The sequence below is a fragment of the Rhodococcus sp. 24CO genome (assembly GCF_050586165.1).
Taxonomy (GTDB): domain Bacteria; phylum Actinomycetota; class Actinomycetes; order Mycobacteriales; family Mycobacteriaceae; genus Rhodococcus_F.
In genome coordinates, this window is record NZ_JAZFNF010000007.1 from 205,483 (window position 1) to 220,161 (window position 14,679).

At 62.5% G+C, this 14,679-nt stretch carries 14 protein-coding genes and 1 tRNA gene; 5 read left to right on the forward strand and 10 right to left on the reverse strand.

Annotated elements, in window-relative coordinates; all coding sequences use genetic code 11:
* Window positions 1-69: 69 nt before the first annotated feature.
* The 4 genes from V2B23_RS18740 (at window position 70) to V2B23_RS18755 (ending at window position 4,367) form a co-directional block, all read left to right on the forward strand.
* Window positions 70-1,269: a molybdopterin molybdotransferase MoeA gene (locus V2B23_RS18740; RefSeq protein ID WP_430951725.1), complete on the forward strand. Its 1,200-nt coding sequence runs from the start codon at window positions 70-72 to the stop codon at window positions 1,267-1,269.
* Window positions 1,270-1,319: 50 nt separating this feature from the next.
* Complete coding sequence (moaCB, locus tag V2B23_RS18745) at window positions 1,320-2,312, forward strand: bifunctional molybdenum cofactor biosynthesis protein MoaC/MoaB (RefSeq protein ID WP_430951726.1); 993 nt, start codon at window positions 1,320-1,322, stop codon at window positions 2,310-2,312.
* Window positions 2,305-2,718: a molybdenum cofactor biosynthesis protein MoaE gene (locus tag V2B23_RS18750; protein WP_430951727.1), complete on the forward strand. Its 414-nt coding sequence runs from the start codon at window positions 2,305-2,307 to the stop codon at window positions 2,716-2,718. The genes moaCB and V2B23_RS18750 overlap by 8 nt, the downstream gene beginning before the upstream one ends.
* A 233-nt stretch (window positions 2,719-2,951) precedes the next feature.
* Window positions 2,952-4,367, forward strand: a complete 1,416-nt coding sequence (locus V2B23_RS18755; protein WP_430951728.1) for a DEAD/DEAH box helicase — start codon at window positions 2,952-2,954, stop codon at window positions 4,365-4,367.
* Between the two features lie 15 nt (window positions 4,368-4,382).
* On the opposite strand, the gene bluB is transcribed toward V2B23_RS18755, so the two are convergent.
* From bluB to V2B23_RS18770, 3 genes are read right to left on the reverse strand one after another with little or no spacing between them, the layout of a single operon-like run.
* Complete coding sequence (bluB, locus tag V2B23_RS18760; protein WP_033231112.1) at window positions 4,383-5,012, reverse strand: 5,6-dimethylbenzimidazole synthase; 630 nt, start codon at window positions 5,010-5,012, stop codon at window positions 4,383-4,385.
* On the reverse strand, window positions 5,009-6,028 hold the full coding sequence (locus V2B23_RS18765) for a CobW family GTP-binding protein (protein ID WP_430951729.1): 1,020 nt from the start codon (window positions 6,026-6,028) through the stop codon (window positions 5,009-5,011). The genes bluB and V2B23_RS18765 overlap by 4 nt, the downstream gene beginning before the upstream one ends.
* Window positions 6,029-6,065: 37 nt before the next feature.
* A complete protein-coding gene (locus V2B23_RS18770; RefSeq protein ID WP_430951730.1) occupies window positions 6,066-6,680 on the reverse strand; it encodes a lipocalin family protein in 615 nt (204 codons plus the stop codon).
* 160 nt (window positions 6,681-6,840) lie between these two features.
* Here V2B23_RS18770 and V2B23_RS18775 point away from each other — a divergent pair, with 160 nt between their 5' ends.
* Window positions 6,841-9,375: an alpha/beta fold hydrolase gene (locus V2B23_RS18775; protein ID WP_430951731.1), complete on the forward strand. Its 2,535-nt coding sequence runs from the start codon at window positions 6,841-6,843 to the stop codon at window positions 9,373-9,375.
* 72 nt (window positions 9,376-9,447) lie between these two features.
* On the opposite strand, the gene V2B23_RS18780 is transcribed toward V2B23_RS18775, so the two are convergent.
* The 7 genes from V2B23_RS18780 to V2B23_RS18810 all read right to left on the reverse strand — a co-directional run bounded on the left by V2B23_RS18780 (window position 9,448) and on the right by V2B23_RS18810 (window position 14,645).
* A tRNA-Ala gene (locus V2B23_RS18780) sits at window positions 9,448-9,523 on the reverse strand.
* Window positions 9,524-9,661: 138 nt separating this feature from the next.
* Entirely contained in the window at window positions 9,662-10,399 is a 738-nt protein-coding gene (locus tag V2B23_RS18785) for a DsbA family protein (protein WP_430951732.1), read from the reverse strand.
* Window positions 10,400-10,459: 60 nt separating this feature from the next.
* Entirely contained in the window at window positions 10,460-10,948 is a 489-nt protein-coding gene (locus V2B23_RS18790) for a MauE/DoxX family redox-associated membrane protein (protein ID WP_430951733.1), read from the reverse strand.
* A 9-nt stretch (window positions 10,949-10,957) separates the two neighbouring features.
* Window positions 10,958-12,169, reverse strand: a complete 1,212-nt coding sequence (locus V2B23_RS18795; protein WP_430951734.1) for an MFS transporter — start codon at window positions 12,167-12,169, stop codon at window positions 10,958-10,960.
* A 42-nt stretch (window positions 12,170-12,211) separates the two neighbouring features.
* Window positions 12,212-13,849 (reverse strand): phosphoglucomutase (alpha-D-glucose-1,6-bisphosphate-dependent), encoded by a 1,638-nt coding sequence (pgm, locus tag V2B23_RS18800; protein ID WP_430951735.1) that lies wholly within the window; start codon window positions 13,847-13,849, stop codon window positions 12,212-12,214.
* Between the two features lie 56 nt (window positions 13,850-13,905).
* Window positions 13,906-14,250: a fluoride efflux transporter CrcB gene (gene crcB / locus V2B23_RS18805; RefSeq protein ID WP_430951736.1), complete on the reverse strand. Its 345-nt coding sequence runs from the start codon at window positions 14,248-14,250 to the stop codon at window positions 13,906-13,908.
* Window positions 14,247-14,645, reverse strand: coding sequence for a fluoride efflux transporter FluC (locus V2B23_RS18810; RefSeq protein WP_430951737.1), 399 nt, complete (start codon window positions 14,643-14,645; stop codon window positions 14,247-14,249). Before V2B23_RS18810 ends, crcB begins: the two co-directional genes overlap by 4 nt.
* Window positions 14,646-14,679: the final 34 nt, after the last annotated feature.

Here is a 14,679-nt window from a genome sequence, read left to right on the forward strand (position 1 = left end):
GAAGTGTCACTCGTATCACTCCGCCTCGAACCAGACCATCTAGAATCGGACCATGTCGAGGCTATCGCTGTGAGCGCACGTTCAGTCGAAGACCATCAAGCGCACGTATCCGGATTACTGGCCGCGTTGCACACTCTGGCACCCACCGCCCTGCCCCTCACCGAGGCGCTGGGGTCGATAGTCTCGGCGGACGTCACCTCCCCTGTCGATCTGCCGCTGTTCCGCAATTCGCAAATGGACGGCTACGCCGTCGACGCCGAGTCCGTGCGCAACGCGCCCGTCACGCTCGCTGTGCGAGGAGTTCTCGCAGCGGGCAGTGGCACTCCCCCGAAACATCTCGCGGGCTCGGCATTTCGGATCATGACCGGCGCGCCCATGCCCGAAGGCGCAGACACGGTCATCCCGGTCGAGGACACCACCGGCGCCTCGAAGCACGCCGTCACGATCAACCGTGGACGCGCCGCCGGAGAGTTCGTCCGTGAACGCGGAAGCGACATCACGGCGGGCATGCTCCTGGTTCGAGAAGGCACTCGCCTGGAACCGCGGCACATCGCGGCACTCGCGGCCGTTGGCGCAGCAACTGTCATCACATACACACCGCCACGGGTTGCCGTTATCACTACTGGCGCCGAATTGAAAAGCGCGGGAACACAACTCAAACCCGGCGAGATCTACGATTCCAACGGGCCCGCTCTGGCGAGCTTGGCGCGCGCCAACGGGGCCGACGTCGTATCCATCGCCCGCAGCACCGACGATCCGGATGTGTTCCGCGAATTACTCTCGTACGCAACATCTGTCGCAGACCTAGTCTTCACCTCCGGCGGTGTGTCCATGGGCGACTTCGAGGTCGTGAAGGAAACGCTGCAACCCCTGGGTGCTGCGTTCGGTCACGTCGCGATGCAGCCGGGCGGTCCGCAGGGCTCAGCTGTAGTCAACGAGGTTCCGATACTGAGCTTCCCCGGAAACCCGGTGAGCACAATGGTGTCGTTCGAAGTGTTTGCACGCGAGAACATCAGACGCGCCGCCGGACTGCCGCCCATCACATCCGAACGTCGCCCATTGACCACCGCGCTGCGATCAATCCCCGGCAAGCGCCAATTTCTCCGCGGGCGACGCTCCGGCGAGGGCGTCGAACCGGTGTCCGGCACCGGCTCCCATCTTGTTGCCATGATGGCCTGGGCAGACGTACTTCTCGACATTCCCGCCGACGTCACCGAACTGGATGCCGGAACACCGGTAAGCGTCATTCCACTCTCTGCCTGGAATTGAAAACGCTGGAACTGAAACGCTGGAACTGAAAAGGACGGTAAGGACTTTCAATGACCGAACTGACACACGTCGACGGTGAGGGCCGCGCCCGCATGGTAGACGTGAGCGCAAAAGCCGAGACGACGCGCATTGCGGTGGCCGCAGGTGAACTTGTCACCACTGCGGAGGTCATCCGCCTTGTCCGGGCCGACGGCATGCCCAAAGCCGATGTCCTCTCGACGGCAAGAATCGCCGGAATCGCGGGCGCCAAGAAGACGTCCGAGCTCATCCCGCTGTGTCATCAACTCGCGTTGTCGTCAGTCAAAGTGGAGTTCGGGTTCACCGAGACCTCGATCACCGTCGAAGCAACGGCCAAGACTCGCGGGCAGACGGGCGTCGAGATGGAGGCCCTGACGGCGGTTGCCGTGGCCGGGCTCACGTTGCACGACATGGTCAAGGCCATCGACCCGGCCGCCACCATGAACGGCATTCGCCTGCTCACCAAAGACGGTGGGAAACGTGGACATTGGACGCGGGAGAATCAGAACGCATCTGAATCCGACACTGCCCCACACACGTTCGACACCACGCGCTCCGCAGCGGTTCTTGTTGCGTCCACCGGCGGCGCCGCTGGGACCCGCCCCGACACAACCGGCCCGGTCATCGAACAATGGCTCCGGGATCGCGATTTCGACGTGCGCGGCCCACTCGTCTACGCCGACGCCGACATCGCCGCAGGCATCGAGGACGCCAAAACCGGTTCCCCAGCCTTGATCATCAGCACCGGTGGAACCGGCGCTTCCCCCACTGATGCCACGCCCGAAGCGACGCTTGCCGTTCTCACCCGCGAACTACCGGGGATCGCGGAAGCGATCCGCGCAAAGGGGCTCGAAAAGACTCCGCACGCCTCGCTCAGCCGCGGAGTGGCAGGACTCACACAGCGCAGTGTCATCGTCAATCTGCCCGGATCTCCGGGCGGCGTGAAGGACGGGCTTGCCGTCCTCGACCCCATCATCGATCACTTGCTCGCGCAGGTTGCAGGCGGAGGAATGCATGATGAGTGAACTGCTCGCACGAATTTCCGAACATCCGATTCAAGCCGCCACTGTCGACGCGGCCGTCGCCGGACCGAAGAACGGCGCTGTTGTCGTCTTCACCGGCACGGTGCGCAATCACGATGGCGGCCAAGCTGTTTCAGCCCTCGAGTATCAGGCACACCCCGACGCCGAACGTTTTCTGCGCACTTGCTGCGAGGAAGTGTCAGCGTCTACCGGCCTACCCGTCGCCGCGATTCACCGCGTCGGGCATCTCGAGATCGGCGACCACGCTTTGGTTGCCGCGGTCGCTGCCCCACATCGCGCGGAAGCGTTTGCGGCGTGCGCCGAACTGGTGGAACGAATCAAGGCCGAAGTGCCGATCTGGAAGCGTCAGCGCTTCGCCAACGGTGTTTCCGAGTGGGTCGGGTTGTAGAGAGGCCGAGCCGTCCGGGTAGACTCGACATCACTAGGTGCCCGAAAGTGGGTACCCAGCGTCGAAAGAACGCAACTTCAGTTCGCGAAGAGTGCTTAACGCACCCGCACTTCTTACGGCGAAGAAGCCTGCCGACCGGCAGCGCCGCCACCACTGTGCTTGATTGTCAGACCGGCTAATTTGCCGTGTCGGCATCCGGGCACGCAAAGTGCCCCGAAAGGCTCTGAACACACTTGTCCGACACCTCGACTGTCACCACGACTACCGCTACCTTCGCTTCCCTCGGTGTACGCCCGCCGCTGGTCAAGGCTCTCGAAGACGGCGGAATCACCTCCCCCTTCCCGATCCAGATCGACACCCTCCCCGACACTCTGTCGGGGCGCGACGTCCTGGGCCGCGGAAAGACCGGCAGCGGTAAGACCCTTGCCTTCTCCATCCCCATGGTCTCGCGTCTCGCGGGTGAATTGGCCGGCGGTAAGCGTCGTCCGGGCCGCCCGCTCGGATTGGTTCTCGCGCCGACCCGCGAGCTCGCCACCCAGATCACGGCAACCCTCGAGCCGCTTGCCGCGGCCTACGACCTTCGCGTCACCACCATCTTCGGCGGCGTCTCGCAGCATCGTCAGGTCCAGGCACTCAAGGCCGGAGTCGACATCGTCGTCGCGTGCCCCGGTCGGCTCGAAGACCTCATGAAGCAGAAGTTCGTGAGCCTCGACGCCGTCGAGATCACAGTCCTCGACGAGGCCGACCACATGGCCGACCTCGGCTTCCTGCCCGTCGTCACCCGCATTCTCTCGTCCACTCCGGCCGACGGCCAGCGACTGCTGTTCTCCGCCACCCTGGACAACGGCGTCGACAAGCTCGTCAAGCGTTTCCTCAAGAACGAGGTCATGCACTCTGTCGACGAGGCCAACTCCCCCGTCGCCGCGATGACGCACCACGTGTTCGACGTCGACGGCGTCGAAGCGAAGAAGGCTCTGGTCGAGAAGCTGGCGTCCGGCACCGGTCGACGCATACTCTTCATGCGCACCAAGCATCAGGCTCGTAAGTTGGCTCGCCAGCTCACCGAGTCGGGCATTCCGTCCGTCGACCTGCACGGCAACCTGTCGCAGGCTGCCCGCGATCGCAACCTTGCTGCGTTCTCCGCCGGCGAGGCTCGCGTTCTGGTTGCCACCGACGTTGCTGCTCGCGGCGTTCACGTCGACGACGTCGAGTTGGTTGTGCACGTCGATCCCCCGGCCGAGCACAAGGCATACCTGCACCGCAGTGGACGTACCGCTCGCGCCGGCAGCGCCGGTGACGTAGTCACCGTCGTCCTGCCCGAGCAGCGCAAGGATCTCGCGATCCTCATGCGCAAGGCAGCTATCAAGGTGACGCCCGTTCGATCGACTGCGAACTCCGAGCACGTCGTGAAGCTTGTCGGCGACATCGCACCGCATGTCACCCCCGCACCCAAGGCGCCGGTGGCACCGCAGGGCGGCGGCCGCGGATCTCGTCCGGCACGTTCCGGTCAGGGCGGTCAGGCTCGTAGCGGCCAGGCACGTTCCGGTCAGGGTGGCCAGGCTCGCAGTGGCCAGGGTGGCCAGTCTCGTGGCGCGCGGTCCGGCGGCGCAGGCCGGGCACGCACCGGCGGACGTCCCGCAGCCCGCTAACCGCGAGCAGACAACTCAATAGGTTTCGAAATGGACAGCGTCGGCCAATGGCCGGCGCTGTTTCCATCCGAACCGCTCGAGATCCGGAACCTGTTGGAACTGAGTTACTTTCCCGATACACAGCCAGGCGATGGGCCTCACCGGAGCCGGAATGTTCATCAGTTCTGTGAGATATTCCTCGTCGTAGAACGACACCCACCCGATGCCGATGTCCTCGGCAACCGCGGCCAGCCACAGGTTTTGAATTGCGAGAACTGCAGAGAACAAGCCGGTGTCGTCGACCGTGTGACGGCCGAGAATGTTGGGGCCACCTCGCGACGGATCGTAGGTGACAACGATCCCGGTACCACTTTCCGTGATCCCCTCGATCTTGATGGGATCGAACGTCTCGCGCCGATCGTCAGGCAGTGACTGCGCAAAATTCACCCTCGCCTCCGCGACATGCGCGGCAAATGTCGAGAGCGTGTCCGGATTGCGGACCACCACAAAATCCCACGGCTGTGTGTTCCCGACGCTCGGCGCCCGATGGGCCGCGTCGAGGATGCGCATCAGCACATCGTCCGGAATAACCTCACCGGAAAACTCTGCCCGCACGTCGCGTCGGCGCCGGATCGCTTCGTACACAGATACAGCTGATTCACTCACGCTCCGACGGTATAGCGATGCAATCCCAGCATCGCATCGGGGTGCAACTCGACTCCCTCGACGCGTATGCACTCACTCAACGTGTCCCGTACGACCGCACTGTCCATGCCGCTGCCGATCACAACCAACTGTGTAGTCCGCGGCTCTCCGGACTTCCACCGCAATGGTGTGATCCGCACGTGATCACCCACCGTCTGTACTTCGAATTTTCCTGTGTAACCGCGGATATCGAAGTTCACGAACCCCTTGATCCGGTACACACCGGCAGGCTGGTTCTCGAGAAATTTTGTGACGGCGCGAGCATCGAGCGCCGTGTCAGACACAAAATCGACTGCCTCGTAGTGGGTGTGAATGTGGTCGTGATGATCGTCGCGCAGCAGTTCGTCGAGGCTCATCTGCTGACCAGGTACCGGCTGCGGGGCAGCAGCGAAATCGAACAGCAGCGCTGGGTCCACCCGCGAGTGGGTGGTGTCCACAATCGGCGCTCGGGGGTTGAGCCCACGAATCACCTCCGTGAAACCCTCGCGTTCCGCAGAGTCGACGCAGTCGATCTTGTTCACGACGAGTAGATTCGCCAACCCGACGTGCTGATCGAGCTCGGGATGGGTACTACGGGTCGACCGGAAGTTGGCCCCGTCGACAACAACAACAAGCCCGCCATACACGACCCGCGGATTCTCGCTCCCCAGCACCAACCTGATCATGTTGCGCGGCTCCGCCAGTCCGCTGGCTTCGATGACGATGACGTCGATCTCGGATTGGCTGTGCGCCAACTTGTCGAGCATCTCGTCCATGTCGGAGACATCAACTGCGCAGCACAGGCACCCGTTGCTCAGTGAGAGCGTCGAGTCGACCTGGCCGGCCACCATCATCGAATCGATGTTGACCGAACCGAAGTCGTTGACGATCACCCCGATGCGCACACCGTTGTTGTTATGCAGAAGGTGATTGAGGAGCGTCGTCTTTCCCGAACCCAGAAATCCTGCGACGACGATCACGGGAATCTGTTTTTTCACCGAGAAATCCTAAGCACCACGCAATCCTAGCGGGCCGTCAGATCGTGCAGAGCGGCCGAATCTCCTTCTTGCCTTCGGTTGTCGGCGACGTCACGATAGTGCAGGCGTTGTACCCGCGACTCTCGGCAACTCGGCGTATCTCACTCCACCCCGCAGCATCGACTGCGGGTGAACGCGACAGGACAAACCCGGACGTTCGAAGCGGGTCACCCACCAGTGCCCACGAGTAGTCGTCGGCAATGTAGGTGACGATGTAGTTGGGCGGCCCGTCCAGTCCGTCCTGAAAAGGCACGCCCGGGAAACTGACATGGAGCTGCGCGGTGGACTGAGTATCGGTAACTCGCGCATTACCGGCGATGCCGCTCTGGTCCCCAGCCCAGGTCGTGCACGTATTCCGCACGCTCACATTCGACGCATCGAGCACCTCGTACCGCGCCCGAGTGTCCTTGGCGCACATCAGGTTGAAGGGCTGCGGCACAGCCGCTAGCTGGTACCAGTCGCCGACGTAGCGTTCGACATCCAGTTTTTCGACGGGTGCCAACGGCTGCCACAATTCCGCCGACATCGGAGCGGCCTGCGCCGGCATGGCCATCATCGCCATGCCAACACTCGCTCCGGCTACCGCAATCGCACTTCTCCCCGACCACTTCATGACGTTGCCTTCCGTTTGGTTTGTCGCCTGACATTCGGAGCGGACGGTCGCGTGGATTGGTCAGTATGAAAAACTACTTTTGGTTTGTTATAGACCTCAAGACCAAACCTTCTGTAGTCTTTGCTAATAAGTAACTGATAGCTGGAACGGAGCGTCAGACATGAACGTGGTCGATCTAGGGCTCGAACGGACGCGGTACGCCGTCATCGACGAAACAATCGAATCGCGGTGGCGCCGCGTCACCTCTATGCAGCACGACACCGTCGCCGTTGTCACCCCAAGGGATCAGATCACGTTCGCAGATCTCGAAGTCCGCGCAGACGCGCTTGCTCGTGAACTCGATATTCGCGGGCCGCACGGCCGCTGTCCGGTAGCTGTGGAGCTCGACCCCACCGCCGAGGCCGTTGTCCGCATCCTTGCCACTCTGATTTCCGGTCGGCCACTCGTCATGATCGACCCGCAGCTGCCGCAAGCCAGGCGCGAGCACATCCTGTCCACGTCGGGAGCGGTCTCCATCGCAACAGTCCTCGAACACGCCGCTGCCACTCCGTTCCGTTTCGGCAACGCACTCGAGTCACTGAGCTCCGATCCAGCCATGATCGCATTCACCTCCGGCACCAGCGGCGCACCCAAGGGAGTGGTGCTCAGCCATTCGATGTGCCTGAACAAGGCGGACGAACTCGCCGCCGCCATCGATCTCCGGCCCGACGATCACATCGGGAACCTTCTGCCCGTCAGCTTCGGCGCGGGTATCACCGCACTCATCATGGGTTTGATGAACGGCGTCACCGTGTACTCCTGGGACCCCCGCGTCGACGGCAGTTCCACCCTCGGCAGTTGGCTCCGTAGAAACTCGATCACCACAGCTCATTGCGCACCGTCGTTCCTGCGGGCATGGACGCAGCAGAATGCCGCCGAACCCGGCGCCGAACCCCGGAGTTCCCTACGCGTTGTCGTTACCTACGGCGAAGCCGTTCACGGCAGCGACTACCAACGTCACCGTGATCGCGGATTCGCGAACGTGACCTATGTCAACTGGATGGCAACCACGGAAACGGGCGTCGTCGCCTACAACGCCTTTCCTCCCGCAGCCACGTTCCCGGCGGGCATCGTCCCCGCCGGTCGAGCACGTGACGGGAAGGAAGTCCGGATCGTCGATTCCGAGGGCAACCAAGTGCCCGACGGCGAGATCGGCGAAATCCATGTCATTTCCAGTGACTTGGCCGACGGTTATCACGGCGACCCGGAGCGGACTGCGCAACGATTCACGCGGCTCGACGACGGCGTCAGCCTGTATCGCACGGGCGACCGCGGATGCATCGACAGCGACGGCGAACTGCAACTCAAAGGCCGACTCGACGATGCTGTGAAAATTCGCGGATACCTTGTCGAACCCACCGAAGTCGACGTCGCCATCCGCGCGGTGGCCGGCGTCGTCGATGCGGCCGTGATCGTTCGAACCGAGAACGACCACCCAGAGCTCTGCGCGTATGTCGTGAGTGATTCACAGCGAATTGCTCTGTCTCCAGCGGAGATTCGACGCGCGTTGTCTCTGAGCCTGCCCGGCTGGATGGTTCCTCGCCACATCATGATGCTGACCTCGATCCCCCGCAACGAACGCGGAAAGATCGATCGCAACGCACTGCCGGCACCGGCGCCGGTCGCTACCTCCACCTCCACCGCCACGCCGACTCTCGAGACCATTACCGAATTTCGGGTGGCCATCATCTGGTCCAAGATCATCGGGATCGAATCACTCGACCGCGACGACGACTTCTTTGCCCTCGGCGCAGATTCCCTCGCTGCCGCAGAAATGCTCGCTGCACTACGAGCCGCTGTACTGGTCACCGTCAGCGCCGCCCAGTTCGCCGGCGCCACCACCATCCGCGAACTCGCCGCGCTCGTCGACGCGATGCTGCGAAACAAGAAGCGTGACGAAGGCCGAGCATCTGTGCTTGTACCCCTTGCCACGAGCGGTTCCCGAACTCCGCTCTTCCTGATCACCGGAGCCGGTGCGCCTGCACTGAGCTTTCTCGCTACGGTGCAGGCGATGTCCGGTGATCGACCTGTGTACGCGTTGCAAGCACACGGAATGGAATCTCGCGGGATCCCCGATCGCACCGTCGCCAAGATGGCCGACCGATACATCCGCGAGATCAGGAAGGTCCGTCCACACGGACCCTACGTGCTCGGCGGCTACTCCCACGGCGGGTTTGTCACCCTCGAAATCGCGAATCGCCTCCACGCGGAAGGCGAGATCGTCGAACAGGTTGTCATTCTGGACACTCGGTTGCGGGAGAACATGATCGGGCCGCGGCCTGACACCGCTGAGCCGCCAGCCACAACGGATTCTGGCGAGCCGGTGCTCAATGCCCGAGCCCGCACCTCGAAAACGTCGGTTCTGGGTATCTGGCTCCGGTACCAAGTTGCGGGCATCATGCAATTCGACCCGTCGATGCAGTGGTACCTCTTCTACCATCGCGGCCTGGCGTCCCTGCGCAAGTACGCACCGTGCCCGTATCGCGGTTCCGTTGCGGTCATCCGCGGCGACGACAACCGACAGGACGCACACGACTGGTCGGCCATCGCCACCGGCCAGATCACCTTCGAAGATGTAGCCGGAAGGCACGAAGACATTCTGCGGGCCCCGTACGCCGTAGCCACCGGCGAGGCGCTCGAGCGCGCGTTGAGGTAAAGGCCGACAACGACCAAAAAAGGACAACGACCAAAAAAGAGCAGGTCAGACATTTTGTCTGACCTGCTCTTTTGGTGGAGCTAAGGGGACTCGAACCCCTGACCCCCACACTGCCAGTGTGGTGCGCTACCAGCTGCGCCATAGCCCCGTATTCTGTTCCATCTTGCAGGCGGCTGTTCTGCGTGCCGCTTGCTTGAAGAAAGTTACACCACTTGCGCGGTGAGCAACAAATCGCCTGGTCAAGCCGGTGCGGCCGCTCCCGGTTTCAGAGCGGCCGCACACGCGTTCAGGAGGTGAACTGCGAAACCCAGTCGCTGTTCTTGGTGCTGACGATCTTACCGTCGGCGACAACCGTCGGAGTGCCCGTTCCGCCGGCTGCGGAGAGCGCCTCACTCGCCGCAGTAGCGTTGGCCGCAGCGGCCTCCACGTTGGCTCCCGAGGAGATGCACGCAGTAGCTGCATCCGATGCACCGGCTTCGCCGGCGATTCGAGCCAAATCGTCGTTGGTGTAATCGCTCTTGCCGCCTTCTGCCGGTTGGTTGTCCGGCGAGAAGAGTGCGGTGTGCAGATTCGAGTAGGCGATCGCGTCGCCGTCCTGCGCGACACACAGCAATGCGGCGCCGGCGCGGGTGGAGTAATCACCGCTGCTCGATGCCCTGTTGAGGAAGTTGAGCATGTGATAGCGAACAGCCACGTCACCGGTGTCGATAGCCGCCGACACCGATTGGCCACTCAAGTGCTCGAGTGCAGCGCACGCCGGGCACAGCGGGTCCTCGAAGATGTCGAGAGTGGTACGTGCGTCCGGTTTTCCGATCAGAACGACGCCGTTGTCCTCCACGGTGACAACCACCTCGGAGTTCTGCACCGAGCCGTAGCCGTCGTTTTGCACCTCGTTCTTGCTCGACTGCCACAGGACACCGCCGATGACGAGGGCTGCGATCACCAGGACGGCGATTCCACCGATGACGTAGGTGGACCGACTCGACACCGGTTCCGGTTTGTACTTGTTGTTCTTGGCGCTCACGCTGATGCAGTCCTTCGTGCGTCGAAACGATTTTACCGAGGGGTTACCTTGCCCGGGTATTCACCTTGCCATTGAAGACTGTGCTTCAACTGAGAATGCGGTACGTGATCCCTGTCCCAATGCGAGCGGTGACCGTGGGAAGAAACACAACCACAGGGCCAATGCCAGGAATCCGATGTCGCGCAGGATCTCGCTGAAGTAGTCCCACGCGTCGACGTCGGCAGCTCCACCACCACCGAAACACCCGCAGTCGATGGACAATCCGCGGGCCCACACCGAGATGATCACGCCGATAAGCACAACAAGCATGAGCACCGACACCGCGGCCGACGCTCGCACGGCAAGCCCGACGAGCAGCAACAACCCGAGAACGATCTCGACCAACGGCATCGCAATCGCCACGGGGCCGACAAGGCTCTCGGGCAGCAACTGATACGCCCGGACAGCGATCTTCGTCTGAACGGGATCAAGAAATTTGATGCCACCCGAAATCAGCCACACGGCTGCCAAACCCAAGCGGGCCACAAGACTCACGATGCGAATAGCCACGCGTCGAGCCTACAGAGGCACTTCTGAACTGACTGTTTTTGCGGCCACAGCCTTTGCCGGTACCAGCAGCCAACCCACGCTCGCAATGATCACCACAGCTCCCATCGTGGCAAAAGCCGCCGAGTACGAGAAATGCTCCACCAACAAGCCCGCGCAGATCGGCGCGACCACACCGCCGACATCGGACATCATCTGGAACACCGCCAGAACGGGACCGCCACGCGCCTTGGAACCGACAACGTCGGCAACGGCAGCCTGCTGCGACGGACTCATCAAACCGGAGCCCGCGCCCGTCACGGCAGCAATCAGGAAAAACGCCACCAAGTTGTGTGTGAATCCGATCGCCATCGTGCCCGCGCCGCACACGAGGAGTCCCGCGAGCACAAAGGGTTTGCGTCCGTACTTGTCCGAGAGCCGACCCGAGAAGGTCAGAACCAGCGCATTTCCGACCGCAAACACTGCAAGCGCATAGGCGGCCACCGAGTCTTCACGGCCGAGAGCCTCAACAACGAAGAGCGGAACCATCGCGACGCGCACGCCGAAGATGACTCCACCGAATGCCAGGTTCGAGCCCAGAGCAGCGCGGTAGACCGGCGAACGTAGACCCTCCGCCAATGTCATCGGTGCGATAACCGCGCCCTTGTCCGGCGACGCCAGATGTGAACCGCGCAGACTGAAGAAAACCACAGCGGCAGCAATGACCAGCGTCGCCGCATAGATGAGGAACGGCATCCGCAGGCCGAACTGCAGCAACGCGCCGCCAAATATCGGACCGGTAATCGAGCCCATCAGGAAGCTCGTCGCATACAGACCGGATACGCGTCCCCGATGATCAGGCGGCGACATCCGAATAAGCAGACCAAGCGCCGACACGGTGAACATGGTGGAACCGATACCGCCGAGTGACCGGAACAGCAGCAGCTGCCAATATTCCTGCGCAAACGCGCACGCTCCGGTGGACAAGGCGACGATCAACAGTCCCAAGATGTACACCGGGCGCTCGCCGAGTTTCTGCACCAACGTGCCGCTCATCGGCGCAAAGACCAAGCGCATGAACGCAAACGACGAAATGACGACTGTGGCGGCCGTAACCGATACATCGAAGCTGCGGGCGAACTGCGGTAGCGCCGGGGCGACGATGCCGAATCCGAGAGCGATGACGAAGCTGGCGGAAACCAGCACCCAGATTTCCTGTGGCAGCCTGGCTGCGCGAGTTTTCATGTCGCCCGGGATTCTAGCCGGGCGACACGAGCGGGCCGCGCGCTAGTTCGCGTTCAAGACACCAGACACCAAGTCCTTCGCCGCCGACTGAACCTGAGCCAGATGCTCGGCGCCCTTCATCGACTCGGCGTAAATCTTGTACACGTCCTCGGTTCCCGACGGCCTGGCCGCAAACCACGCGTTCTCGGTAGTCACCTTCAAACCGCCGATCGCGGCGCCGTTTCCGGGCGCTGCCGTCAGCGCCGCGGTAATCGGCTCCCCCGCCAGTTCCGTTGCGGTGACCTGCTCCGGTGACAGCTTTGCCAGTACCGCCTTCTGCGCGCGACTCGCGGGCGCATCGATGCGGGCGTAGGCGGGGCTGCCGAACTTCTCTGCCAGCGCTGTGTAGTGCGCCGACGGCGTCTTGCCGGTCACCGCCGTGATCTCGGACGCGAGCAACGCAAGAATGATGCCGTCCTTGTCCGTCGTCCACACCGAGCCGTCGTGACGCAAGAAGGACGCTCCCGCACTTTCCTCGCCGCCGAACCCGACCGAACCGTCGAGCAAACCGGGCACGAACCACTTGAAGCCGACGGGTACCTCCAGGAGTTCCCGCCCCAGCCCGTCGACAACACGGTCGATCATCGATGAGCTGACCAGTGTCTTCCCGACCTTCGTGCCGGCAGCCCACTGTGGGCGGTGAGCGAAGAGGTACTCGATGGCAACGGCCAGATAGTGATTGGGGTTCATCAAACCGCCGTCTGGGGTGACAATTCCATGCCGATCGGAATCCGCGTCGTTGCCGGTGGCGATGTCGTAGCGATCCCGAATACCGATCAACGACGCCATCGCGTCAGGCGAAGAGCAATCCATGCGGATCTTGCCGTCGGTGTCGAGCGTCATGAATCGCCAGGTCGGATCGACCAGAGGATTGACGACCTCGAGATCGAGTCGATGAGTCTCGGCGATGGCTCCCCAGTAGTCGACACTGGCGCCGCCGAGCGGATCTGCGCCGATGCGGATACCCGCATCACGAATCGCGTCGAGGTTGAGCACCGACGGCAGGTCGTCGACGTAGTAGCGCAGGAAGTCGTACCGCTCGACCCTTGCCAGCGCCTGTTCCGTCGTGACGCGCCGGACGCCGGCAAGACCGTCGCGGAGCAGTTGGTTGGCACGGTCCGCGATGACCGACGTGGCATCGGTATCGGCGGGGCCACCGTGGGGTGGGTTGTACTTGAACCCGCCGTCACGGGGCGGATTGTGCGAAGGCGTCACGACAATTCCGTCGGCCTTGGCCTCGGGCGCGGTGGAGTTGTACCGCAGAATCGCGTGACTCACAGCGGGCGTGGGGGTATAGGCGTCGCGCGAATCAACCAGCACCACTACGTCATTGGCAACAAGGACTTCGAGCGCGGACAACCAGGCCGGCTCGGACAACGCGTGCGTGTCTCGGCCGATGAACAACGGCCCGTCAATGCCCTGGGATGCGCGATACTCCACGATCGCCTGCGTCGTTGCCAGGATATGCGCTTCGTTGAACGCGCCGTCCAGACTGGAACCACGATGTCCCGACGTACCGAACAGCACCTGCTGCATCGGATCCTCGGGATCGGGTGTGCGTGTGTAATACGCGGAAACCAAGTGCGGAACGTCGATCAAATCCTGTGGTTGCGCCACCTGTCCTGCTCGTTCGTGTGCCACGAATCCCCCTAAGCCCGGTGGTCGACCACACAGCCGACACGACTGCCGCTCATTCTCTACCCTGTGATCTGAATTCCCAACCAGGCGAGGCTCAGCCCGACGGCAAGACTGGCGATGATGTACACCAGCGACATCGCCGTCTGACGCTTGTCCAGCATGCCCACATTTTCGGTCGCAAACGTCGAGTACGTGGACAAACCGCCGCAGAACCCGGTTGCCAACAGCGCCGCCATAGCGGTGGAGAGTGTTGCGCCGGTGAATAATCCGAGGAGAAAGCAACCCAGGACGTTAGCCACGAATGTTGCTGCCGGAAATCCCCCGTATGCCGGGACGTATTTCGCGAGCAGGTACCTGCCCGTCGCTCCGGCGCCTCCGCCGATCGCTACGAGGAGAACCGTCATACCGTCGTCCCCTCACGACGGCGCATCCAGCGCTCGCCGAGAGCCCTACCCCACGCTGCTGCCAAGATCGCCGGAATCAAAGTGCCGAGAACGTAAAGAATCGATCGCATCGGACTTTCGGTAACCGCCTGAACGGCAAAAGACGAGAAGGTCGTGAAGCCACCGCAGAATCCTGTGCCCAGGAAGATGTACCAGATCTTGTCGTGAATCAGCAGCGCCACAAGCACTCCGAGGATCAGCGACCCCACGACATTGATCACGAGAGTAGTCCAGATATGGGGAAACCACTCGCCCAACCCGTACCTCGTCAGCGCTCCGAGTGCCCCACCGGCGGCCACCGCCCCGATGGCCGGGACCATCGGGGCGGTGGTTGAGGGCAAACCTAATTCACTCATTCGCGCTCCTCACTCGCTCGAGCCGGATCTACTT